Annotated in this window: 21 protein-coding genes and 1 tRNA gene; 17 read left to right on the forward strand and 5 right to left on the reverse strand. The window is 59.2% G+C overall.

Annotation, left to right across the window (positions count from 1 at the left end; all coding sequences use genetic code 11):
* Positions 1-5: 5 nt before the first annotated feature.
* From ACOYO3_RS04900 to ACOYO3_RS04935, 8 genes are all read left to right on the forward strand, one after another.
* Entirely contained in the window at positions 6-296 is a 291-nt protein-coding gene (locus ACOYO3_RS04900) for a YggT family protein (protein ID WP_002515277.1), read from the forward strand.
* Between the two features lie 152 nt (positions 297-448).
* Complete coding sequence (locus ACOYO3_RS04905; RefSeq protein WP_002515284.1) at positions 449-1,534, forward strand: DivIVA domain-containing protein; 1,086 nt, start codon at positions 449-451, stop codon at positions 1,532-1,534.
* A gap of 163 nt (positions 1,535-1,697) precedes the next feature.
* Positions 1,698-2,177: a TraR/DksA family transcriptional regulator gene (locus tag ACOYO3_RS04910; RefSeq protein ID WP_002519118.1), complete on the forward strand. Its 480-nt coding sequence runs from the start codon at positions 1,698-1,700 to the stop codon at positions 2,175-2,177.
* A complete protein-coding gene (locus ACOYO3_RS04915; RefSeq protein ID WP_002519117.1) occupies positions 2,174-2,689 on the forward strand; it encodes a signal peptidase II in 516 nt (171 codons plus the stop codon). The genes ACOYO3_RS04910 and ACOYO3_RS04915 overlap by 4 nt, the downstream gene beginning before the upstream one ends.
* Before the next feature lie 41 nt (positions 2,690-2,730).
* On the forward strand, positions 2,731-3,651 hold the full coding sequence (locus ACOYO3_RS04920; protein WP_002515250.1) for an RluA family pseudouridine synthase: 921 nt from the start codon (positions 2,731-2,733) through the stop codon (positions 3,649-3,651).
* 117 nt (positions 3,652-3,768) lie between these two features.
* Positions 3,769-5,202: a pyruvate kinase gene (gene pyk / locus ACOYO3_RS04925; protein WP_002518284.1), complete on the forward strand. Its 1,434-nt coding sequence runs from the start codon at positions 3,769-3,771 to the stop codon at positions 5,200-5,202.
* A 206-nt stretch (positions 5,203-5,408) separates the two neighbouring features.
* Positions 5,409-5,915: a fluoride efflux transporter FluC gene (locus ACOYO3_RS04930; protein ID WP_002515243.1), complete on the forward strand. Its 507-nt coding sequence runs from the start codon at positions 5,409-5,411 to the stop codon at positions 5,913-5,915.
* Entirely contained in the window at positions 5,912-6,283 is a 372-nt protein-coding gene (locus tag ACOYO3_RS04935; protein ID WP_002515225.1) for a fluoride efflux transporter FluC, read from the forward strand. Before ACOYO3_RS04930 ends, ACOYO3_RS04935 begins: the two co-directional genes overlap by 4 nt.
* Positions 6,284-6,291: 8 nt before the next feature.
* Here ACOYO3_RS04935 and ACOYO3_RS04940 read toward each other — a convergent pair.
* Positions 6,292-6,374: transfer RNA gene (locus tag ACOYO3_RS04940), tRNA-Leu, on the reverse strand.
* Between the two features lie 162 nt (positions 6,375-6,536).
* Here ACOYO3_RS04940 and ACOYO3_RS04945 point away from each other — a divergent pair.
* Positions 6,537-7,184 carry an ANTAR domain-containing response regulator gene (locus ACOYO3_RS04945; protein WP_002518251.1) on the forward strand — a complete coding sequence of 216 codons (648 nt, stop codon included), beginning with the start codon at positions 6,537-6,539 and terminating at the stop codon, positions 7,182-7,184.
* 19 nt (positions 7,185-7,203) lie between these two features.
* Here the strand turns inward: ACOYO3_RS04945 and ACOYO3_RS04950 are convergent, their stop codons facing one another.
* Complete coding sequence (locus ACOYO3_RS04950) at positions 7,204-7,617, reverse strand: PaaI family thioesterase (RefSeq protein ID WP_002515267.1); 414 nt, start codon at positions 7,615-7,617, stop codon at positions 7,204-7,206.
* Between the two features lie 71 nt (positions 7,618-7,688).
* Between ACOYO3_RS04950 and polA the strand changes: the two genes are divergently transcribed.
* Complete coding sequence (gene polA, locus ACOYO3_RS04955; RefSeq protein ID WP_002519115.1) at positions 7,689-10,367, forward strand: DNA polymerase I; 2,679 nt, start codon at positions 7,689-7,691, stop codon at positions 10,365-10,367.
* Positions 10,368-10,529: 162 nt separating this feature from the next.
* On the opposite strand, the gene ACOYO3_RS04960 is transcribed toward polA, so the two are convergent.
* From ACOYO3_RS04960 to ACOYO3_RS04970, 3 genes are all read right to left on the reverse strand, one after another.
* Positions 10,530-11,216 (reverse strand): (Fe-S)-binding protein, encoded by a 687-nt coding sequence (locus ACOYO3_RS04960; protein WP_002515219.1) that lies wholly within the window; start codon positions 11,214-11,216, stop codon positions 10,530-10,532.
* Positions 11,168-13,372: an FAD-binding and (Fe-S)-binding domain-containing protein gene (locus ACOYO3_RS04965; protein WP_427305790.1), complete on the reverse strand. Its 2,205-nt coding sequence runs from the start codon at positions 13,370-13,372 to the stop codon at positions 11,168-11,170. Before ACOYO3_RS04965 ends, ACOYO3_RS04960 begins: the two co-directional genes overlap by 49 nt.
* Positions 13,373-13,451: 79 nt before the next feature.
* A complete protein-coding gene (locus ACOYO3_RS04970) occupies positions 13,452-14,105 on the reverse strand; it encodes a class F sortase (protein WP_002525057.1) in 654 nt (217 codons plus the stop codon).
* A 447-nt stretch (positions 14,106-14,552) separates the two neighbouring features.
* On the opposite strand from ACOYO3_RS04970, the gene rpsA reads away from it, so the two are divergent.
* The 7 genes from rpsA (at position 14,553) to ACOYO3_RS05005 (ending at position 24,132) form a co-directional block, all read left to right on the forward strand.
* Positions 14,553-16,049: a 30S ribosomal protein S1 gene (gene rpsA / locus ACOYO3_RS04975; protein WP_002516168.1), complete on the forward strand. Its 1,497-nt coding sequence runs from the start codon at positions 14,553-14,555 to the stop codon at positions 16,047-16,049.
* 220 nt (positions 16,050-16,269) lie between these two features.
* Positions 16,270-17,673: an HtaA domain-containing protein gene (locus ACOYO3_RS04980; RefSeq protein WP_002519112.1), complete on the forward strand. Its 1,404-nt coding sequence runs from the start codon at positions 16,270-16,272 to the stop codon at positions 17,671-17,673.
* A gap of 382 nt (positions 17,674-18,055) precedes the next feature.
* Positions 18,056-18,898: a heme/hemin ABC transporter substrate-binding protein gene (locus ACOYO3_RS04985; RefSeq protein ID WP_002519111.1), complete on the forward strand. Its 843-nt coding sequence runs from the start codon at positions 18,056-18,058 to the stop codon at positions 18,896-18,898.
* Positions 18,895-19,956 carry a FecCD family ABC transporter permease gene (locus ACOYO3_RS04990; protein WP_002516169.1) on the forward strand — a complete coding sequence of 354 codons (1,062 nt, stop codon included), beginning with the start codon at positions 18,895-18,897 and terminating at the stop codon, positions 19,954-19,956. Before ACOYO3_RS04985 ends, ACOYO3_RS04990 begins: the two co-directional genes overlap by 4 nt.
* Complete coding sequence (locus ACOYO3_RS04995; RefSeq protein ID WP_002516170.1) at positions 19,953-20,732, forward strand: heme ABC transporter ATP-binding protein; 780 nt, start codon at positions 19,953-19,955, stop codon at positions 20,730-20,732. Before ACOYO3_RS04990 ends, ACOYO3_RS04995 begins: the two co-directional genes overlap by 4 nt.
* 2 nt (positions 20,733-20,734) lie before the next feature.
* A complete protein-coding gene (locus ACOYO3_RS05000) occupies positions 20,735-22,465 on the forward strand; it encodes an ABC transporter ATP-binding protein/permease (protein WP_427305791.1) in 1,731 nt (576 codons plus the stop codon).
* A 23-nt stretch (positions 22,466-22,488) separates the two neighbouring features.
* On the forward strand, positions 22,489-24,132 hold the full coding sequence (locus ACOYO3_RS05005) for an amino acid ABC transporter ATP-binding/permease protein (protein WP_002520400.1): 1,644 nt from the start codon (positions 22,489-22,491) through the stop codon (positions 24,130-24,132).
* Positions 24,133-24,156: the final 24 nt, after the last annotated feature.

Below are 24,156 nucleotides of genomic sequence, written 5' to 3' on the forward strand. Positions count from 1 at the left end.
AAGCCATGATCCTGACTGGCACCATCCTCACCTGGATCATTGAGATCTACACGGTGTTACTCATCGTGCGGATGTTGATGTCCTGGGTACCGCTTCTGATACGGGGTTTCGAGCCGCGCGGTGTCCTTGCTGTAGTGTTTGAGGCGGTCTACACCGTGACTGATCCGCCAATCAAGTTCTTTGATCGTCTGGTGCCGCCGGTGGGATTCGGCAACGTCGGGTTCTCGGTGGGGTTCATCATCGTTTTTGTGCTATTGGCGATACTCCAGCGAGTTGTTATCGTCATCTTCTGGTGATGAGACCGATCCATACTCCGAAGGTGAGGTTGAGCCTCCTAAGTGACGCGAGCGCCTTGGTGGAGTAGCCTTAAAGTCATCTCGTGTCCACCCCGGGCCATCATAGGTCCGCCTCACGGGTCCTGACTGTTCCCGACATCTTGGAGTGCACAATGACGCTGACCCTCGAAGAGGTGCGTAAGGTTCGTTTCCCGATGGTCAAACGCCCCGGGGAGGGCTACCGCGCCATTGAAGTTGACGACTTCGTCGACAAGGTTGAAGCGGCGTTTATGACCCTCACCGATGAGAATGAGCGTCTTAAAGCCCAGGTCGAGGCTCTCAGGTCGGGTGAGCCGGGGGAACAGAGGCCGGATCAGGATCTCCTTAACGAGAACGAGCACCTGCGTGCTCAGGTTGAGGAACTCCGCTCCCAGCAGAATGGGCGCTCGGTCAATTCCGGCGAGGTTGACCGTGCCAAAGCTGCTCAGCAGGACGCCGAGAAACGTGCCCGCCAGTTGGAGCAGGAGAGGGTCTCCCTGCAGTCCCAGATCGAGGAGCTGCGTCAGGCTGCACGGCGTCCTGGCCAGGATATTGACCCGGCTGAGGTCGCCCGCCTGCGCAGCGAAAATGAGCGTCTTGGCGCACAGCTTCGTGATGCCCAGTCCCTTGCCGCCCGTAGCCGGACGTCCTCCGTCGCGCAGCAGCCTGCGACGACCGACGACGGGGTCAGGAAGCTCGTTGTCACCACCAGTGCTGAGGCCTCTCCGGCTGTCGTCCGGATGGTTGAGCTTGCTCTTGCGGATGCCGAGCGCGTCGTCCATGAGGCTGAGAGTGAGGCTGGCCGCAAGGTTCAGGCCGCTGAAACCAAGGCCCATGAGCTTACCGTTGATGCCCAGACCCGCGCTGAGCGTATCGAATCTAGTGCCCGTGTCAATGCTGAAAAGTTGACTTCTGACGCTAAGAGCAACGCCGACAGGGTTAATGCTGACGCTCAGACTCGCCGCACGGAGCTCTTCCGTGAGCTTGAGGCTGAGCGCGACAACCTTGCAGGGAGGGTTGATCACTTGCGTTCCTTCGAGGCTAGCTACCGCGAGGCCCTCACTTCCCACCTGCGTGCCCAGGCCGACAACCTTGACCAGGGCGTTTTTGAGCCCGCAGAGTTGCCTGAGCTTCTCAAGTCTGAGAACCGTGTTGCTCCCGGTGGCTCCTCTACCCCGCGTTTGGATGCCCTCATCGGACGCGGCCAGCAGCAAAACTGACAAGCGCACACGTCGTAAAGCTCCGTGCTCTCGGTCGAAGGATCGGGGGCATGGAGTTGTTGTCATACAGTGTTTGGGTAGAGAAGACCCACGAGGATGACGAGTGAGTGCCATGGGTGTAATGTCGGCCCACAGTTCATGACACCCCCATGTAGGTGATGATATGAACGGCACACACCACGGAGCCGGGGACAATCCCCGCATGACGACGGAGAGTTCCATGTCAGACCACGATGTCGAGGCGATTGCTGCATCCCTGCCGGTGCGTGACGGCGATGAGCCGTGGACGGCCGATGAGATTAGCGAAATCGTCGGCACTCTTGAATCCGATGTTCAGAGGATGGGCACGGCCCTTGCCAAAGCCGAGAATGATCTTGCTGACCTCATGAAGCAGGGGAATGACGGTGCTGGAATGGATACCATCGACGTCGGTTCCTCTCAGTTCGAGCGCGATCAGGAGATCTCCGTCACCCGTAACGCTCGCGCTGTGTACGACCAGTCGAAGCTGGCTCTTCAACTTCTCGACGGGGGCACCTGGGGAACCTGCGAATCCTGCGGCGAGCCGATTGGAAAAGCTCGGCTGCAGGCGTTCCCGCGGGCCACCATGTGCGTCAAGTGCAAGCAGCGCCAAGAGCGTCGGTGAGCTCTAACCCGACCGTGTTGGTAGGTGGGCAGCTGAAGCGCTGGCGCGTCGTCATGGTCGCCATAGGTGTGCTCGGCTACGGACTTGATCAATGGACGAAAGCTGAGGCAGTTGCCCGTCTCGATCCTTACGACCCGCCGAGCTGGTTCGGTGGTTTCCTCACCCTGCGCCTGATCCGCAATCCCGGGGCGGCTTTTTCGATGGGCTCGACAGCCACTGTGTTGATTAGCCTTTTTGCGATCGCCATGCTTATTGCCGTATGCGTGTGGGGGGTGCCTCGCGCTCGTCATCGTTGGTCTCTTATTGCCTGCGGCATGCTCATTGCCGGGGTCTGCGGCAATCTGACCGATCGGATTTTCCGAGCCCCTGGTCCACTGCGTGGCCATGTTGTCGACTTCATGAGCCTGCCGCATTTCGCGGTATTCAACGTTGCCGACATATTCATCACGAGCACCGCCATACTCGTCGTAGTGGTGGCTGTGTTCGGGCACCACGAGGACGATGCAGGTTGAGATAGATGACCATTCATGAGATGTGATGAGTAGGAGGGGATGTGAGCGTCCTGTTAGTACCCGACGGTCTTGACGGAGAACGGGTCGATGTCGCTGCTGCTCGCATGAGTGGGGTATCCCGATCCCGGATCAGCAGCCTTATTGAAGACGGCGGGGTCTTTCTGGACGGCCAGCAGGTCTCTCGGGCGTCGGTCCGGGTAGCCACCGGTCAGATGCTTGACGTCGATCTCTGTGATCCTGTCGCGACGCCGTCCATTACCCCCCAGATCGTTGAGGGGATGCGGATCATCCACGACGACTCGGACATTGTCGTCGTTGACAAGCCTGCCGGGGTTGCTGCCCACCCGTCCTTGGGATGGGAGGGGCCAAGTGTCGTCGAGCATCTCGCGGCAGCTGGATTCGCAATTTCCACAAGTGGTGCACCGGAGCGTCAAGGGATCGTTCAGCGTCTTGACGTCGGTACATCCGGACTCATGGTGGTGGCCAAAAGCGAGCACGCTTATACCTTGTTGAAGCAGGCTTTTCGGGACCGCACCGTTGACAAGGTCTATCTCGCCCTGGTGCAGGGCCACCCTGATCCCTTCACAGGTACTATCGACGCTCCGATCGGCCGCGATCACCGTCATGATTGGAAGATGGCCATTGTCGATGGGGGTCGTCACTCGGTGACCCACTATGAGACGGTGGAGGCGTTCCGGCATGCGACCTTGCTCAAAGTACACCTTGAAACCGGTCGGACTCACCAGATTCGCGTGCACATGGCGGCGATCAAGCACCCCTGCTGTGGGGACCCGCTCTACGGTTGCGACCCCGCGCTTGCGAAGGAATTGGGTTTGGAGAGGCAATGGTTGCACGCTGGTGAGCTGTCTTTCACCCATCCGGGCAGTGGCGAGTGGGTAACGTTTCATGCTGATCTTCCGGCGGATCTCCAGAATGCTCTCGATGTGGTGAGGCAAGCCTGAGCAGTCGCTCGGTATGTGGTGGTCATTTGTGCACTATAGGTGAACGTCTAGTGTACATCCGACGGTGACTGGCATTCCGGCTCGGGCCCGCGTTGCCTTGAGCGGTATCGTGTAGGCGTGCGTAGAGCTAAGATTGTGAATACCCTTGGGCCCGCTGTGACCAGCCATGACGCCATGAAGGAGCTCATGGAGGCTGGCATGAATATTGCCCGTCTCAACATGAGCCACGGCGACTACTCCGAGCACCAGGAGCGTCTTGACCTGGTTCGCTCGGTCTCGAAAGAGCTTGGTCTCAACGTGGCAGCCTTGGCCGACCTCCAAGGCCCGAAGATCCGTACCGGCCTGTTCGAGAAGGCCGAAGGAGAGTCGAACGGCAAGATCGACCTCAAGATTGGTGGCAAGTTCACTATCACCACTGACGACATTGTGGGCAATCAGGAGCGCGTCTCCACCACTTTCAAGGGTCTGCCCCAGGACTGCAAGCCCGGCGACGTCATCCTCATCGACGACGGCAAGACCGTCCTCCAGGTTGACTCTGTGAGCGGCAACGACGTCAATTGTCACTGCACTGTCGCTGGCCCGGTTGGCGACCACAAGGGCATCAACCTCCCCGGTGTTGCCGTGTCTATTCCCGCCCTCACCAAAAAGGACGAGGAGAACCTGCGCTGGGCTCTCAAAGCTGGCATCGACCTTGTTGCTCTGTCCTTCGTCCGACACGGCTCTGACATCGACCGTGTCCACGAGATTATGGACGAGGAGGGACGTACCGTCCCCGTTATAGCCAAGCTCGAGAAGCCGCAGGCTATCGAGAACCTGGACGAGATTATTGACGTCTTTGACGCCGTCATGGTTGCTCGTGGCGATATGGCCGTCGAGTGCCCGCTCGAGGAGGTTCCGCTGATCCAAAAGCAGATCATCGAGAAGGCTCGGTTACAGGCTAAGCCCGTCATCGTGGCCACCCAGATGCTCGAGTCGATGATCCACGCTCCCCGCCCGACCCGCGCTGAGGCCGCCGACGTCGCCAACGCCATCCTTGACGGCGCCGACGGCGTCATGACGTCCGCTGAGACCAGCGTTGGTGACTTCCCAGGTGAGACTGTCCGCACCATGGCCAAGATCGTTGAGTCTACTGAGGCCCGTGGCTTGGACAAGATCGCCAAGATCGACTGGGATCCGCACACCACCAGTGGCATCATGTCGAAGGCAGCTGCTGAGATCGCTGAGCGCGCCGAGGCCAAGTTCATCGTGGCCTTTACCAAGTCCGGTGACACCGCCCGTCGTATCGCTCGTCTGCGTCCGAGCACCCCGCTCATCGTTTTCACCTCTGATGAGACCACGACCAAGACCCTCGCCTGGGTCTGGGGCGCTCACGCCGTCGTTACCCCGGTGTTTAAGAATGCGGAGGAGCTGTACCGCTGGGTTAACGCGTACCTGCGCGACAAGGGTTTCGTGCCGGTCGGTGACCGCGTCGTCGTGTTGTCCGGTTCCCCGATGGATATTCCGGGTAAGACCAACAATCTGCGCATCCTTCGTATCAAGGAAGATGACTGATCGCGGGTATGCCTCGATCGTTACGACGTCCCTCATTCCGTGAGGGACGTCGTCGCTTTCCTGGACGGCCCATCCCGAAGCGGCCTAGCGTTTCCGAGGAGCCCCGGCTGGACCTAGTGATAGAGCAGATACGTGGCTCATAGGGAGATCGGGCATGAATGATCTCGTAGTACCTCAATCGTGCCCCTCCCAGATGGTCGACTTCGATGGGCATCCCATCATCAGCATCGTCTGGTACTCCTGGTGCTGACCGCTATCGTCGACTGGAAGGATTCCTCACCATGGCAATGAGATCGGGATTCCTCGATCGTCGTCCTGTGCTGGTGGGGTTGGTATTTCTGGGGGGATGCCTAGGTACTCTCATACGCTCCGTAATTGCCCATGCGTGGCCGTCCCGGGCAGACGGTGTGCCGTGGGGGACGTTGGCTATCAATCTTGTCGGAGCTTTCGTACTGGCGACTTTGCTCGAGCTGCTCGTCCACGCTGGCCCTGACCGAGGGGTTCGTCGAGCGGTGCGGCTATGCATCGGTACCGGATTGTTAGGTGGATTTACGACTTATTCCGCCCTCACGGTGGAAGCCGGCCAACGTGTGATGTCAGGGCAGTGGTTATGGGGTATTGCCTATCTTTTGACGAGTGTCGCGGCAGGTGCATTGTTGGCATGGGTCGTGATCGCCGCGGTGCGTTGTGTCATGGGTAAAAGATCGTCATGACGATGTTGTGGGTATGCCTGGCTGGTGGTCTTGGGGCGGTAGCGCGTTTCCTGCTTGACTCGCGCATTAACTCGCGGTTCTCGGTTCCAGTTCCGCTAGGAACCCTAGTTATCAATGTGATGGGATCGCTGTTGTTGGGGCTCATTACTGCGGCAGCTCTCAACCATCTGGGATTTTCACAGAATCTCAAAGAGCCATTGGGAACGGGCTTTTGTGGTGGGTTTACGACCTTCAGCACAGCCTCTGTCGAAACAGCGCGTGCTGCATACGGGTGCGGGAGGCGCGTGGGAGCGCTGCACTGTATGGGAATGGCGATTGCGGGAGTACTGGCAGCGATCCTGGGACTAGCCCTGGGATCACGGGTATAAGCCGACGGTGCCCGAGAGGGGAGTCGAACCCCTACGCCCGCAAGGACAGCGCATTTTGAGTGCGCCGCGTCTACCATTCCGCCACTCGGGCCGGCTTGCCTATTGTGCCACAGTTGCGCCCGGATGCCGATTCGCCGCTCACGAGGGTCGATTGGGCGGGCACTCTAGACGAGGAGATCCGCTAGTCGGGGCATGTGCATGTGCGGTAAGACCTCATAACCACTAAGATTGAACCGAGTTGTCAACGTTCGACATGCAAGGAATCACCGTGAGCAAGCCACAGGACCTCACTCGGTCAACCTCTGACTCGGGGGCGGAGGCGGAACATCCACGTGTCGTAGTCGCCGAGGACGAGGCTCTTATCCGTCTCGATCTCGTCGAGCTGCTCGAGGAGCATGGTTACGAGATTGTCGGCCAAGCTAGCGACGGCGAGGAGGCTGTCCGTCTTGCCAACGAGCTCGAGCCCGACCTGATCGTCATGGACGTCAAGATGCCCAAGATGGACGGCATCACTGCGGCCGACAAGATTGCCGAAGACCGTATCTGTGCTGTCGTCATGCTGACCGCTTTCTCACAGCGTGACCTCATCAAACGTGCCAAAGAAGCGGGTGCGATGGCCTACGTCGTCAAGCCTTTCGATGCTTCGGATGTCATTCCGGCTATCGAGATTGCTATGGCCCGTTTTGCCGAGATCCGCGGCGTTGAGGACGAGGTCATGGACCTGGAGGAGCGCCTCGAGTCGCGCAAAATTGTCGACCAGGCCAAGGGTATTTTGCAGACCAGCCTTGACCTTACTGAGCCAGAGGCCTTCCGGTGGATCCAGAAGACCGCCATGGATCTGCGTAAGTCAATGCGAGAGGTCGCTCAAGGAGTTATCGATCACGCCGAGAGCGAGAAGTGATCTCGGGCTGCTGGTCCTTTTAGATGACCTGACAGGTCATCCTTCCAATAGCACAGATGCGGCCCTCATCGTCGACGATTTCGACGATGTGGGTTGTTGTGCGTTTACCGAGATGCACGGCTGTCGCGGTAGCGATGACCTGATGACCGTGGGGCGGGCGCAGGTGCGAGACTGACAGTTCGGTTCCCACGGCTGAATGCTCGAGCGTCCGTGCGTGGGCCATGGCTGCCAGCGACCCGGCGGTCTCCACCAGGACTCCCGAGCCGCCCCCGTGCCACAGGCCCATAGGTTGGGTATTGCCGTCGAGCGGCGCGGTGACGACGCAGCGGTGAGGTGAGATCTCTCGGACTTTGACGCCGAGCTTGTCGTCAAGAGGACTGACGAGTTGTGCCAGCCAGTCGGGAAGCGGATGTTCAGGAACGGAATACGTCACAGGTGAAGCATGCCACCGTGTGCCACCTTGATCGCATCCCGTTGTCCGTGGCGTCCTCTAAAGTCAACGATATGAGCGAGACGACGCAGCCCATCCTCATGGTCCTTGACGGGCATTCGATGGCCTTCCGGGCTTTTTACGCCCTGCCGGTCGAGAACTTCACCACCTCGACGGGGCAGCACACTAATGCAGTGCATGGCTTCGTCGCGATGCTTATCAACCTGCTGCGTAACGAGAAGCCCACCCACGTCGCGGTGGCATGGGATCTTGCCGGAGGCACTTTCCGCACCACCGAATACTCCGAGTACAAAGCCGGTCGTGCCGCTATTCCGCCAGAGTTCCCCGGTCAGATTGACCTCATCAAAGAGGTCCTCGATGCTCTTCGCATCGTTCACTTGTCTAAGGAGAACTACGAGGCCGACGACATCCTTGCCACTTTGTCGACCCGGGCGACTACAGAGGGATTCAAAACGCTGCTGGTTTCTGGGGACCGTGACGCCATGCAGCTGGTTAACGATCAGGTGACGGTGCTTTACCCACGCAAGGGCGTTTCAGACCTTGCTCGCATGACGCCGGAGGCCGTTGAGGAGAAATACCTGGTGCCTCCGGCACGGTACCCGGAGCTGGCAGCTTTGGTGGGGGAGAGCGCCGACCATCTGCTCGGGGTTCCCGGTGTTGGCCCTAAGACAGCGGTGAAGTGGCTAACGGCTTATGACGGTCTGGAAAACCTCATCCGTCAGGCCGACACCGTTAAGGGGAAGGCGGGACAGTCCTTCCGCGATCACCTCGACGACGTCATCCGTAACCGCAAGCTCAATGCCTTGGTCCGTGACCTTGACCTTGACCTCACCCTGGCCGAGCTTGCCCGTCATCCCTGGGACCCGAAGGCTACTCGCGCGGTCTTTGACACCCTGGAATTTCGCACCCTGTGGGACCGCGTTCGTGCCCTGGCCACCGAATCTGATGCCGATGGGGTCGATGAAGTCGACGACACCCTCGAGATCTCAGGGACGGTCCTGGAACCACGGACATTGAATGATTGGCTGTCCACAACTGCAGGTCGCATAGGCGTCGACGTCACTGGTAGCTGGGGAAGTGGATCTGGAGATGTGGAAGCTGTCGCGCTGGGAGGCGTCGACGGTAATGCAGTGTGGTTCGACGCCGCCGAGTTGAGCCCTGAAGACGAGGACGTCTTTGCCGCCTGGCTGGCCGACAAAGACCGTCCTAAGGTCATGCATTCAGCCAAGGGTCCGGTAGAGGCCCTCGCCGAGCGCGGCTGGGAGGTCGCGGGCCTGACCTGTGATACCGAGCTTGCCTCGTACTTGCTGCATCCAGATCGCCGTGCCCACAAGTTTGACGATGCGGTACGTACCCACCTCAACGTCGCCCTGGGTGAGGCAGAGGAAAACTCTGACCAGGCCATGCTCGATTTTGGGGAAGACCATTTTGCTGAGTCGATGGAGAGAGCAGTGGCTGTCACCAGGCTGGCTGACGTCATGGAGAAAGAGGTCGAGGCGCGCGGCGGGGCCGAGCTGCTGCATGATGTCGAGATGGGGGTACAGAGGTGCCTTATCTCAATGGAGCGTGCCGGTATCGCCGTCGATACGGACATCTTTGAAGGGTTGCGCTCCGAGTTCGACGAGCGGGTAACACGAGCCCAGGAGGCTGCGTGGGAAGCAGCTGGGGAGAAGATCAATCTGTCCTCGCCTAAACAGTTGCAGGGAGTGCTGTTCGACAAGCTCGATATGCCTAAGACCCGGCGTACTAAGTCCGGGTACACGACTGACGCGGACGCTCTGGCTGGGTTGTACGAGACGACCGAGCATCCTTTCCTTGCCCATCTTCTCGAGCACCGAGACGCCATCAAGTTGCGTCAGACCGTTGATGGGTTGCTCAAGGAGATCCGTGATGACGGTCGAGTCCACACCACGTATATGCAGACGGTTGCCGTGACTGGAAGATTGTCGAGCAAGGACCCGAACCTTCAAAACATTCCGATGCGTACCGAAGAGGGACGACGCATCCGCGAAGGGTTTGTTGTCGGTGAGGGGTACGAATCCCTCCTGAGCGCTGACTACTCGCAGATCGAGATGCGGATTATGGCGCACGTATCTGGGGACCAATCTCTCATTGACGCCTTCCAGTCGGGTCAGGACTTTCACACCGTGACGGCATCACACGTATTCGGCGTTGCTCCCGAGGATGTCAGCGTGGCGCAACGTTCCAAGATCAAGGCCATGAATTACGGACTGGCCTATGGATTGAGTGCCTATGGGTTATCTAACCAGCTCAAGGTCAGCGTGGGTGAGGCTAAAGAACTCATGGCCGACTACTTCAGCCGGTTCGGAAAGGTACATGAGTATCTCGAAGAAGTCGTTGACCAGGCGCGTCGTCAGGGATACACCGAGACTCTCCTGGGACGTCGTCGTTACCTTCCTGACCTCACCTCAACAAACCGTCAGCGCCGAGACATGGCCGAGCGTGCCGCCCTCAACGCTCCCATTCAGGGATCGGCAGCGGACCTCATCAAACTGGCCATGCTCGCCACCGACCAGAAACTTGCTGAGGCAGCTTTGACAAGCCGGGTGTTGCTGCAGGTTCATGATGAACTCATCCTTGAGGTTGCCAAGGGTGAAGAGGAGAAGGTTCGCGAGATCGTTACCAACGCTATGGGACACGCCATGGACCTATCGGTCCCGTTGACGGTGTCAATTGGGGTCGGACGGTCCTGGTTCGATGCTGCGCACTGATACCACTCCCAACCAGCCGGATTCGGAATGGGGGCACCTGAGACGCCCCTCATACCTCGACCGCCATTCCCCGTCGAGCTACGCGGGATTGAAGTGGCCATTGTGAACCCGGTGGATAACGGTGCCGACGTGCAGCGTTGGAAGAAGCTCTCATGCGTGGGGTCATGCTGGGGCATACTCCACCATGCGCTCGGCGAGTACCGAGAGGGCGTGACGCCAGGGCTTGCCCGTAGCTCGTTCCATGCCGAGTTCGCAGGTGCGGTTGGCGGACAGATAGAGGTCGAATTCTCGTTCTGCTAGCTCCGTTGCCTCGCGGCGAGTGGCTGACTTGGTGAGCTCTGGATGTAGCATGCCGCGGTCCCCAGCGAACCCGCAGCAGCCCCAGGCGTCGGCGACGACGACTTCGTCTGCCACCGCTTCGGCACAGCGCTGCAACGAGGCGTTCCAGTCTATCCGGGTCGACGAGCATGTTGGGTGGAGTGCCGCCGACGCGACCTTGGGTAGCCCTGGCATGATAGGCAGAACCTCGTCGGCGACGTACTGGACAGCATCGACTACTCGAATGTCCTTGACACCTTCATACTCGAGCTCGTGGACGAAGCCTTCCGAGCAACTCACCGCGTCGGAGATCACCGTCAGTTCGCCGTCTCGGGTAGATTGGCGCATGATGTCAACCACACGACGACGCATCGTCGCGTACCCCTGTGTCATCCCCTTGGATTTCCACGGGGTGCCGCAGCACAGCGAGTTGATCCCCTCAGGAACAGTCACCCCGATCCCAGCCGCGGTAAGCAGAGAAATTATCGCAAACTCGGTTGTCTTCTCGCCCGGCATGACGCCACCGAACATGGTGTTGACACAGGCCGCAGGTACACCACCTCGGGGCGTCCATGCGGGGCGCTGCGGTGACCGGAGCTGCGTCGTTTACCACCACCAGGCAACTCATCGGAAACTTGCGGAATACGGTCGGCTCCCAAGACGGCGCGGGCAGCTCCGGTGAGGACATTGGTTGCTGCTGCGGGAACAGGTTTGATCGCTGACATCCCGGCGCTTGCTGCCGTGACGAAGGGCCCCCACCCCTTAGCCGCTAGATCCCAGGTGGCCTGCCAGGCTGCTGGGTTATGTTCGGCTCGGAACCGCCGTACCAGATCGCCGGTATTGATGTGTACAGGACAGTTGGTTTGGCACATGCCGTCAACGGCACAGGTCTGCACTACCGGGTAGGTCGCACGCTCTTCAAGGTCGGTCGCGAGCACTTCATCCCCGTCAGCTCGTGCTTGAGCGATGGCGCGTTGCATGACGATCCGCTGGCGAGGCGTCAATGTGAGATCCCGTGACGGGCAGACTGGTTCGCAGTACCCACATTCGACACACCGATCGACCTCATCTTGGACAGTTGGGGTGAGCTTGACCTCCTTGAGGTGCAATTTCGGGTCGTCGGTGATGATGGTGCCGCGGTTGAGCACTCCTGCCGGGTCCACTGATTTTTTGACCTGACGCATGATTCGGTAAAGGTCAGGCCCGTATTGGCGTGCGACGAAGGGCGCCATGATGCGTCCGGTGCCATGCTCGGCCTTGAGGGTGCCGTGGGTATTGAGGACAAGGGTCACCATGTCCTCGGTGAATTTTTCGTAACGATCCAAGCCCGCTTTGTTGCGGAAGTCTTCGATGACGAGGAAGTGAATGTTCCCGTCCTTGGCATGGCCGAAGATGATCGACTCTGGGTAATTGTGTTCGCTGAAAAGTTGCTGCAGGTCTTCGCACACCGCGGCGAGGTTTTCGACGGGAACGGCGATGTCCTCCAGCAGGGCTGTCTGGCCCGACTGCCGTGTGCCGGCGACCTTGGCATAAAGGCCACTGCGCAGGGTCCAGATTGGGCCACGCACAGCGGGGTCGTCGGTGAACGTGGGCTTATTGACCAGATCCAGTTCGGAGGTGACGGAGTTGCCAGCTGCGACAGCCTCATTTCGTGATTTTCGATCTGGGCAGTGGTACTCGACGAGAAGAGCGGCATCTCCGCTCCCGGGAGCTGGCGGGATGATGTGACCGTTGACCGGGTCATCGCGACACAACTGGAGGGACGAGGAATCCATCAGCTCAGTGACGGTCACCCCGGATTTCACTAAAGCTGGTAGTGCCTTGGTGGCAGCGTCAAGAGTGGGGAAGTGGAGCAAGGCAGTGGCCAGGTTTGGCATGATCTTCACGGTGTTCATAACGGCCGAGGAGATGAATCCAAGGGTCCCCTCCGAACCGATCATGAGGTGGGAGAGGATCTGCGCTGGAGTGTCGTAGTCGAGGAAGGCGTTGAGCCCATAACCCATCGTGTTCTTGCGCGAGAATTGGAAAGTGATTTCGTCGGCACGGGCCTGCTCTCGGCATTGGTCTCGTAGTGCCATGAGTGTCTCGACGAGTTCCGGCTCGTCATGGGCCAGTTTGTCCTCACATTGTGGGTCAGCGGTGTCAATGACGGTGCCTGATGCCAACACGAAGATCATGGAGTCGAGGGTGCGGTAAGAATTGGCGACGGTGCCGCAACTCATACCCGAGGAGTTGTCGGCCAGCACTCCGCCGAGGGTGCATGCCACTGACGACGCCGGGTCGGGGCCGAGTTTGCGTCCGTACCTGGCAAGGACGGAATTGACGGCGACGATCGTCGCCCCAGGCTGGACGCGAACCTTGCGGCCGCCGTCGAGCACCTCAATGCCGCGGAAGGACCGTCGGGCGTCGACCATGACACCGTTCGTCAAGCCCTGCCCGGACAGACTCGTTCCGCCGGAGCGGAAATTGACAGCCACCTTGTGGCGTTTGGCGGCCGCCATGGCTGCAGCGACGTCGGAGGTGGATCCGGCGCGGACGAGGACGCTAGGAGTGAGCAGGTAGTGGGATGCATCAGGAGCTACTGCGGCGAGGTCGAGCGGATCTTGGCTGACCTTGCTTTCTCCAAGGGCCTCTAAAAGATCTGTGAGGAGCGAGGATGGAAAGGGCGAGCGCGCACTACGGTTCATAAGCCTCAGAATAGAAGTGGCTGAATGTGCGCGCTCGCCTCAGGGTGGCCTTAGATGAAATTATGGAGCCTGATAAAAATCATGCGACTGGATATGCGTAGAAGATGACGCGAGAGTCAAATTCTCCAGTTTTCTTGACGTAATCCCAGCAGATCACAATGGCGGCCTGGGCCGGACCATTGTTGTCGTAAAGGATATTTGAATTAGGGTTGTAGTCCTTGACCATGACCTTGGTGTCGTGATCGTAGCGATAACACACGGTCTGCCCCGTCTTGTCAGTCAGGCGGATAATGTCGCCCTTCTTAATGCCGTTGTTTTTGTCGTAGAGGCGGTTACCAAGAGCCCCACCCTTGTGGTAAGTATGCGCGGTCAACACAGTGTTCCCCTTGTCGGAACCGATCTTCGGGCCTTGGTTAAACCAAGCCATTGACGAGGAGTCATTCTTTGGCGGTGCCCCAGCGGCCCCAGTCTCATCTACGCCTCGGGATAGTACCTTCGCGGACGCCTTCATCCCGTCGATGGAATATTTCACCGGCACGATCGGCTTGGGGGTTTTCATGCAGCCGGCTGGAACCGGGCCTTTTTTCGCGGCCGAAGCGGCGGGAATGCCCGACGTGCTAGATGTCGTGGTCGCGGTGGTTGATGATGCTGCTCCAGCAGCAGAGTCGCTGTCATTGTTGCGCTGAATGAAGATAACGGCGATAGCGGCGATGATGAGAGCAATGACCACCACGAGCGCAACGATTCGCCACTTCGGGCCGCCCGGCTGTGCGCTGTCGCCGGCATGGGTAGTCGAACTGTTCGACGGGGTTGACCTGGTGGAAGGTTCTTGGCGTCGGGGAGACCGATCGGTCATAACTGTGATGTCCTCCAGGGCTTGCGAGGGTTCAGACTCGGGATGGATTTCCCGAATGCGGACGGGGTCCGAGGGAACGGATCCAGATGTAGGCTACCTTCTTGGAGGATAGACCTCCTATTGTGCTCAACTTTCGTGTTGACGGTGAGCACGGCAAGAACCGTTAATGAAAAGAAGGTTGGTTGACCCTTCGTGGTTTCGGGTATTACGCTGGCTACTGCGTTGTGGTCTGTGCGATCTCGGACGGGAGTAGATCGTGCTCGACCCCACGGTCGGGGCTGCGGCGTGTTTCAAGCCATATAACATCAATCGGAGTCCTACTACATGACCTCCTCCACTGAGGCCTCCACCTCGAACCCGGTCGACACTGACCAGCAGAATGTCGCCAACACCGCCGATGGATCCGTGGCGGTTGACGACCTTGGTAGCCCGGAGGCCTTTCTGGCCGCTGTGGACGCCACCATCAAGTACTTCAATGACGGCGACATCGTCTCTGGGACCGTCGTCAAGGTGGACCGCGACGAGGTCCTCCTTGACATCGGTTACAAGACCGAAGGTGTCATCCCGTCCAAAGAGTTGTCGATCAAGCACGACGTGGACCCCTTTGAGGTAGTCAACGTCGGTGATGAGATCGAGGCCCTCGTTCAGCAGAAGGAGGACAAGGAAGGTCGTCTGATCCTGTCCAAGAAGCGTGCCCAGTATGAGCGCGCCTGGGGCACGATTGAGCAGATCAAGGAAGAAGACGGCGTCGTCACCGGTACCGTCATCGAGGTCGTCAAGGGTGGACTTATTGTCGACATCGGCCTGCGTGGCTTCCTTCCCGCCTCTCTTGTTGAGATGCGCCGAGTCCGTGACCTCCAGCCCTACGTGGGTCAGGAGATCGAGGCCAAGATCATCGAGCTCGACAAGAACCGCAACAACGTTGTGCTGTCGCGTCGTGCGTGGCTCGAGCAGACTCAGTCTGAGGTTCGTCAGAACTTCCTGCATCAGCTGCAGAAGGGTCAGATCCGCAAGGGCGTCGTCTCCTCGATCGTCAACTTCGGTGCCTTTGTTGACCTGGGCGGTGTGGACGGCTTAGTCCACGTCTCCGAGCTGTCCTGGAAGCATATCGACCACCCGAGCGAGGTCGTCGAGGTTGGTCAGCCTGTCACTGTCGAGGTGCTGGACGTCGACATGGATCGTGAGCGCGTCTCGCTGTCTCTCAAGGCGACCCAGGAGGATCCGTGGCAGGCGTTCGCCCGTCTGCACCAGATTGGTCAGATTGTTCCTGGCAAGGTCACCAAGCTCGTTCCGTTCGGCGCTTTCGTCCGCGTCGAGGACGGCATTGAGGGTCTGGTCCACGTGTCCGAGCTGGCCGAGCGCCACGTCGAAATCCCTGAGCAGGTCGTTAGCGTCAACGACGATGTCATGGTCAAGATCATCGACATCGACCTCGACCGTCGCCGCATCTCGCTGTCCCTTAAGCAGGCCAACGAGGGTATCGACGTGGAGTCTGACGAGTTCGATCCGTCGCTGTACGGGATGGCTGCCTCCTATGATGAGGACGGTAACTACATCTACCCCGAGGGCTTTGATCCGGAGACCAATGAGTGGAAGCCGGGTTACGACGAGCAGCGCATCGCTTGGGAGCAGCAGTACGCCGAGGCTCAGGCTCGCTGGGAGGCTCACCGCAAGCAGGTCATCGAGGCCGAGCAGGCCGATCAGGAAGCCGCTCTTACCGATGGTGGCGCCCAGTCGTCCTACACCAGTGGCCCGGCTGAGGGTTCGCTGGCGTCCGACGAGGCTCTGCAGGCTCTTCGTGACAAGTTGACCCATAACTGATTCTACTTTTCGTCGAAACTTTGAGGGGCTCCGCCATAATGGCGGAGCCCCTCGTTTGTGTTTGTTGGGCTGCTTGGGGGGCGAACGGTCCTTCCTTTGCCAGCTTGATGTAGGAGTCCGATTATGGGGCGCGGTTTCATGCTTGCGCGCACGAATTAGGCAAGGCTAACCTTATAGGTGGCCCAAGGTGGGCCGTATTCACAACCGAAGGGGACGTCTCATGACCACATCGGCCATGCGCAAAATCGTCGCCAGTGTGCTCGGGGCCATCTTGGCCCTTACCGGAGTGTTGATCACTCCGGCGGCATGGGCAGCTGGTCCGACGGTAACCGTGATACCAGTAGGTCGGGAGGGAGGTGATATCACCATCAGTGGGAAGGGATTCTCGACTACCGGCTTCGGTGTCTACGTTGCTGTGGCACCGGCCTCGGTGCCCGAGTTCTATGGCAATTCGGACAAGTTCTACGGCTATGACCCGAGCAAGGACACGACGGAGTCCCCATCGACAATCTGGGTCTATACCCCGAGTCAAAAAGCTATTGGCTCCCGGTTCGCTCAAGGTAGGCCGATGAATAACGATGGGTCTTTTACCATCACGATGAAAGCCCCTCCCTTTGAACAAGGCAAGGATTTCGTCGTCCTCACCACGAAGGCTCATGGAGTTGGTAAGACAGATCACTCTGACGATACCCGTACTCCGGTGACCTATCGGGAAGCTACACCGGCTCCTACAGGGCCGAAGACCCCAATTGCCCCGTCGAAGCAGCCGAGTAAGCAAGCTGCCCCGTCGAAGCAGGTTAAGCCCAGTAAGCAGGCCGGCCCGAACAAGCAGAGCACGACACCACAGCAGAAGACGGCAGAACACAGGTCCCAGACTCCGGCCGCCCATCGCACCATGACCAAACAGGTCTGCACAATCGGTGCGTCCAAGGTGACCTCGGGTTCGCTGACCTGGGGTATCCGAACATCCTTCACCAGTTACCTGCGTGGTCCTATTGCCAATGGCTCGTGGAAGCTTTCGGGCGGCGCCAACTGGAACGGTTCGGCCTTCACTTTCCCTCTCACCAGCGGCTCATTCGATCCTGCTACCAAATCTGGATCTCTTAAGTACTCCGGCTCGGTTCACATGACTGGCCATCACGGCATTCTGGACATGACGCTGGCTGAGCCTTCCCTACAGATCAAGGGCTCGACTGGGCACCTCTATCTTGACGTCAAGTCCTCTTCGATGGATGGAAAGAAAACCAACTATGGTCGCGTTGATTTTGCCACTTTCGGGGTATCGGTCTCCGGTAACGCCGCCATTAAAGGTTCGCCGGTCAAGCTGACCGCGACTGGGGCCAAGGCTTTTGCCGGTTTTTACAGGGCTGGTGAGCCGATGAACCCGTTGTCGACGAACCTCACCTTGTCAGCGGAGAAGGTCTGCCACAACGTCACTGTTGACGCTGTCACCGGAAAGGTCATCGGTGACGACTCCGGTAAGGGTGCGGGACGGGGACTGCCCGTCACCGGTGCTGAGGGCCCATCCAGTGACGAAATCGATCTCGGCATCGTCGGAGGGCTCGCCCTCACCGCCGTGGTCTCGACGGTGGTCGTCTGCCGTCGTTACGCTGCCCGGATCTGATCCGTTCGTCGAACGCCGTCATTTCGCACGCAGACAAAGTGCCGGCAGGGATGGGGGCACTCGTCCCCATCCCTGCTACATTCCCGAAAACGAGTTTCGAAAGTTGAGAACCATGATCCGGATGTACCGTCGAGTTGCCGGAGTCGGCTTGGCTCTGACCATGTTGGTGGCCGGCTGTGGTCATTCCTCCTCGACCTCCCAAGGTCCTGCCACATCCTCCACGCCGGTACCGTCCGTCGCGACATCGTCGACGAGGGCGGCATCAGCCACTTCACAGGCAGCGCGGGATTTGCCTGACCCGCACACCCTTCGCGGTCTCACGGAAGTGCCAGAACTACCTGATCCGAAGCCAGTCGAGGGGTCGTCTGCCCAAAAACTTCCAGTGACCGTCACTGACGTCGAGGGGAACAAGGTGACGATCAAAAGCACCTCGAGAATTCTCGCTCTTGACCTCTACGGCACCTTGTCACGCACCCTCATTGGACTTGGATTGGGCGACAAGATCGTCGGGCGCACTGTTTCCTCCACTGAAAAGCAGTTGCATGACCGCCCCGTGGTGACAGAAAACGGACACGTTCTTAACGTCGAGGCCGTCGCAGGTCTGAAACCGTCGGTCATCATCGCCGACCGCAGCGTGGGTCCGAAGGAGGCCCTCGATCAGCTCCGTAAATCCGGGATTCCGGTGGTGCTCGTAGATCCCCACCGCAGTGTCGGCTCCACTCCTCAGCTTATTCGCACTATTGCCGATGCCGTCGGAAAGCCTGATGCAGGCGAAGCCCTGGTGAAACGTACCCAAGAGCAGATCGACCAGGCCAAAAAGCAGATAGCAGCATGGAAACCTGCCAAGCCGATGCGAGTCGCTTTCCTCTACGTTCGCGGAAATGCTGGCGTTTTCTTCATTCTTGGTTCTGAGAACGGGGCCAGCGAGCTTATCCAGGGGGTGGGTGCCGATGACGTCGCCTCCGACAAAGGCATAACGACCCTCGTACCTGCCAACGCCGAATCCCTGGTCTCCATCAACCCGGATGCGATCTTCGTCATGAGGGATGGGCTTGCTTCCACCGGGGGGATGAAGGGACTGCTGGCTAGAGCTGGCGTCGCTAACACCACCGCAGGGCGCAAGCAACGGGTTATTTCCATTCCTGATGGAATCTCGCTGTCTTTCGGGCCCCAAACCGGGGAGGTCCTGACCGCTGTGGCCAAGGCTTTGTACGGAGTCAAATGAGCGCCCTGTCACAGCCGGTTGTCCAGCGTTCTGGGATTGAGCGACGGACTCGGGTTCGCGTTATCTCCACCATCTGCCTCGTCATCATCGTATGTGGTTTAGTGCTGTTGTCAGCGATGGTTGGTCAGTACCGCGTCGAGGCCGCCGACGTCATCAAAATCGTTTTCGGGAGGTCGGCCACTGACGCCATGGCCGAGTCGGTGCTGTGGCAGATCCGCTTTCCGCGCATTGTTCTTGGCCTGCTAGTGGGGGCTAGTCTTGCTGTGGCCGGAGCCGTCATGCAGGCGCTGTTTTCCAATCCGCTCGCTGAACCCGGTGTCATTGGCGTGTCATCGGGGGCGGCTGTGGGGGCATCGATCATGATTGTGGTCGCCCCCAATTTTTTGTCCGGGTTCGGGGTGCCGGCAGCGGCATTTGTGTCCGGACTGCTTGCGGCCAGTTCGGTCTACATTATGGCGCGGTCCGGACGACGAGCTGAGTCGACGACCCTAGTTCTGACTGGCATCGCGGTGACGGCCGTGTGTTCGGCTATCACCTCAATATCCACTTATGTTGCGCCGACTACCGCCCGGGACCAAATTGTCTTCTGGCAGATGGGATCCCTGAGCGGGACAACCTGGAGTCACGTGGCAACGGTCGGGACGGTAGCCAGTGTCGGGATTGTCTGGGCCATCCTTATTGCTGGCAAGCTCGACACTCTGGCCTTGGGTGAGAGGGCTGCAGGGCACTTGGGAGTCAACGTCAATCGGTTACGGTTGTCATCGATAGCTTTGACAGCACTGCTAACTTCGGCGGCGGTGGCTTATGCCGGAGTTATCACATTTGTGGGGCTCATAGTGCCGCATGTTTTGAGGCTGCTCATCGGGCCAGCCAACAAATGGCTCATCCCGTCTGCCTTGTTGGGAGGTTGTCTGTTGGTCACACTGTCCGACATCGCTGCTCGAACTGTGGTGCCCTACGCCGATCTGCCCATTGGCATCTTTACTGCCATCGTTGGCGGTCCTACTTTCTTCATATTGTTGAGACGAGGCATGGGTGGTGAGAAGGCCCTGGGATGATCCGTGCGCGGGACGTGACCTTTTGTTACGGGGAGCGAAGGATCCTCGACGGGATCAACCTCGACGTCCAAGCAGGTGAATTCGTCGGTTTGCTGGGGCCGAACGGCGCGGGTAAATCCACCCTACTGAGCGTGCTCTGTGGTGACCTTGAGGGTTGGCAGGGAACGGTTGAACTCGACGGAGCGCCTCTTCAAAAGCTCTCTCGTCCCCAGCTGGCGCTGCGTCGCTCAGTGATGCCCCAGTTCAGCGAGTTCCCTTTCTCCTATCTCGTTCACGACATTGTCATGATGGGACGATCCCCACATCCACGCGGCCCTGACGACGCCGTCATCGTCGATAGGGCGATGGAACGTACCGAGGTCACTGACCTTGTCGATCGAGAGGTGACGCGTCTGTCAGGTGGCGAACGCGCCCGGGTGACGTTGGCCAGGGTGCTTGCCCAGCAGGCACCCTGTGTTTTCCTTGATGAGCCGACTGCTGCCCTCGATATCTGTCATCAGGAACGCACTATGGCGATCTGTCACGAATTGGCCGATGCGGGGTGCGCGGTCGTTGCCGTCATGCACGACGTGGCGTTGGCGGCAGCGTGCTGCGACCGGATCGCTTTGTTGTCCGGAGGAAAAATACTGGCCGTGGGGCCAGCTGTGGAGGTGCTCACCGAGGATAATCTCACCACGGTGTATCGATGGCCCATCGAGGTCGTCGCCTTGCCGGGAGGGGAGCTCGTCATCCTGCCGAGACGCGCTCGAACCGCCAGCCACGATGAGCGAAGGTAGCCATGTCGGGTTCAGTATCGGTGATGTCGCCACAGTCGGGTTCGCGAGCCCGACGTGTGGCTGCCGTTCATATTGTGGAGGTCGTCGCTACTTGCCTTTTCCTCGTCGCAGTAGGCCAAATTATCGGTGGTCGTTTCGAGGATTTCGCCCCGGCTCCTGGCTGGTACTGGGCGATGGGCATCGGTGGGGTGGTGGCGGCTGTTGCGGCTGGGGCTGCGGTGTCGATGTCGGGCCGTCACGCCCGTGCTGAGGAGGCAGCTCTGCACGCCAAGGTTCTCGATGTTCTTTACCGTCGATCCCTCACTGGCCCGCCTGCCGCAGACGAGGGGGAACGAGTCATTACCTTAGCTACCGATAATGTTGAGCGGGTCAGTGAGTATCGTCAAGTTTTTCTCCCTGACATCCTTGCGGCCCTGGCCACTCCGGTGTTGGTGTGTCTGGTCATCCTCGTCGGTTTGGACTGGTTCACCGGCCTGGTCGTGTTACTAGCCTGCCCCCTCATTCCGACGCTGATTGGTGGATTCGTCAAGCTGTTTCGCAAGCGATCGTCAGATTCTCGTCGTGAGCGTGCCCGCCTTACTGCTCGCTACTTGGATGCTCTGTCAAATCTCGTCCTCATCCGAATGCTGGGTGCGGGACAGCGAGTGGAGGACGATCTGCGTCGACGAGGTGAGACTAACCGCGGGACCATCATGAAGCTATTGGCTGGCAATCAGATCGTCATTGTTGTCGTTGATGGTCTGTTCTCCCTGCTCTTCATCGCTATGGCTGCGGGTTTGGCCACGACGAGGTGGCAGGGTGGCGATATTTCGGCGACTTCGGCGATTACCATCGTGCTGCTGTCGGTGCTGCTGCTGGAACCGCTGCACCAGGTCGCTGCTTTCTTCTACATCGGTATGGGGGGTATCGCCTCTCAGAAGGCACTGAGAAAGTGGTTCGACGCGGCTCCGTCAGCGCTAATGACTTCGGATTCCGCATCCTCGACGCCGACACCGCAGCGGTCAGCTCATGTCCCTGTGCCAGAGGACGGAACTATTTGGCTGCGTAACGTCAGCGTCGGATACAGTGAAACCGAGGTCCTGCACGGGGTCAGCCTCGATATTACCCACGGTGGTCGTACCGCCATCATTGGCCGTTCTGGGGCTGGCAAGTCGACGTTGCTTTCTGTCCTTAGCGGAACTCTGCCTCCTAAGAGCGGGGAGGTCTATGTCAGTGGTCTCGACGCCTTAACAGCTGCACCGGGGGCAATCAGGAGTATTAGTGCTTCGGTGAACCAGCGCACCTGGCTCTTTGCGGGCACCGTGGCAGACAACCTTGCGATCGCGAACCCGAACGCCACACGTGAGCAGATGTGGGATGCATTACGACGAGCTGGCGTGGCCGACGAAGTTGAGGCGATGCCGAAGGGTCTGGACTCCGATGTGGGGGAGCAAGGAAGATTGATGTCGGGTGGGCAGGCTCAACGGATCTCGTTAGCCAGGGCTTTCCTGTCAGGACGTAACATCCTGCTGCTTGATGAGCCGACGTCTCACGTCGATGTTGATTCCGAGCGCCGCATTATCGACGCTATCTCGCAGATTAGTGACAACACCACCGTCGTGATGGTGACACATCGTCGCCGGTTGTTGAGACTGGCCCACGACGTCCAGCGGGTCAGCGCAGGCACGCTCTTACCGGCTGACGATGTCGATTCCATCGAGGATGACCGAACTGAGACGGAGGACTGGGCATGACTGAACCATCGACCTGCCAAGTCATGAGGTGGCTCACCAGTATCACCCGTCCGGTGCACCCACCGCTGTACTTTTCGGCCCTCATGAGGGTTGTTCACCTGCTAGCCGACATCGGTCTGTTCGCGATGGCCGCCGGGGGAATGGTCGCTGTTGTTACCGCCGGCTGGTCAGCGTGGGCGTGGTTGGGATGGGTTGTCGGGCTGGCAGCTGTACAGGCCCTCGCCTACTATCTGGAGCAGTTCAGCGGGCACTATGTGGCTTTCAAAGCCCTGGAGATATTGCGCACCTACGCTTTCTCCCAGCTGTGGCCCAAGGCTCCGGCAGTTGTTTCGCACTCGCGTACTGGCGATGTGCTGGCCAGTCTTACTCGCGATGTCGAGCGCATCGAGGTGGTCTATACTCACACCTTCGCTCCCGTGGTGGCAGCCATCGTGGCCCCGCTTGTCGCTGTGGTTACGGGGGGAGTCCTATACGGATGGTTTGTGGTAGCCATTCCAGCCGTTATCCTCGTCGTCCTCATCGTGGCCCTGCTGGTCATCGGGACACGTGCCAGTCTGGATGCCACCCACGAGATGCTTGGGGTGAGACGCGAACTGGCTGCTCACTTCACGGACTCGGTCTTCGGTGCCGCGGAGATCGTCGGGTATGGCCGTCAGTCCGACCGGATTATGCAAATGGCTCGTCTCGATGCGGACATTGCTACTGGGTCCGCCAAAGCCCGCCGTTATGCCGCCATGCGTCGGGCCTCCTGTGTGGCCGCCACGATGGGGATCGTCGCTTGGGTGTCTGTTGTGGGTGTGAGTGGTGGTGTGGATGGTATCGGGGTGTGTGTTTTGGTGGTTGCGGGTTTAAGGGTTGTTGAGGGGTTGCGGGGTGTGGAGGATGCTGTCGGGTATCTTGATCATTCGTTGGCAGCTGCGAGGCGTCTGTGGTGTCTGAGTTATTCACCGGTGGAAGTTGTTGATGGGCCGGAGGAATTGTGTTTGGATCATGCTCCGGCGCTGGAGTGGCGGGGTGTGAGTTTTTGTTATCGTGACGCGGATGGTGTGCCGTTGCCTGCGGTGCTTGAGGATGTCACTTTGGGTGTTCCGGCTGGGGGTCATGTCGTTGTGACGGGGGCGTCGGGTTCGGGTAAGACGACGTTGGTGAATTTGTTGTTGCGTCATCATGATCCGGATGTTGGGCAGGTTCTGGTGGATGGTGAGCCGGTGTCGTCGTTCACTCTTGATTCGTTGCGTAGGTGTGTTGGGGTGGTTTCGCAGCGGGTGGAGTTGTTGAATGCTTCTATTGCTGACAATTTGAGGTTGGTAGTGCCTGCTGCTGGTGATGGTGAGTTGTGGCGTGTTCTTGGTGAGGTTGGTTTAGCTGATGAGGTGCGTGGTATGGAGGCTGGATTGCGTACCGTTGTTGGGCCGGCTGGTACGAGGCTTTCGGGGGGTCAGGCTCAGCGGTTAACAGTGGCCAGGGTGATTCTGCAGCGGCCGAGGGTCCTTATTCTTGATGAGTTTACTGCGTCTGTGGATCCTGATTTGGCAGCTGAGATTCGTGTGAATTTGGCGCGATGTTTGCCTGGGGTCACTGTGGTGGAGATTAGTCATGAATGCGATTGTGGTGGTGAGACTGTTGTGTTGGATCGTGGCAGGGTTGTGAAGCATCTGCGTCGGTAATTGGCAGGGTGCCCGGGGGAGACG

It is taken from the genome of Cutibacterium sp. KBN10P07758, assembly GCF_050286205.1.
In the GTDB taxonomy this organism is placed as follows: domain Bacteria; phylum Actinomycetota; class Actinomycetes; order Propionibacteriales; family Propionibacteriaceae; genus Cutibacterium; species Cutibacterium acnes.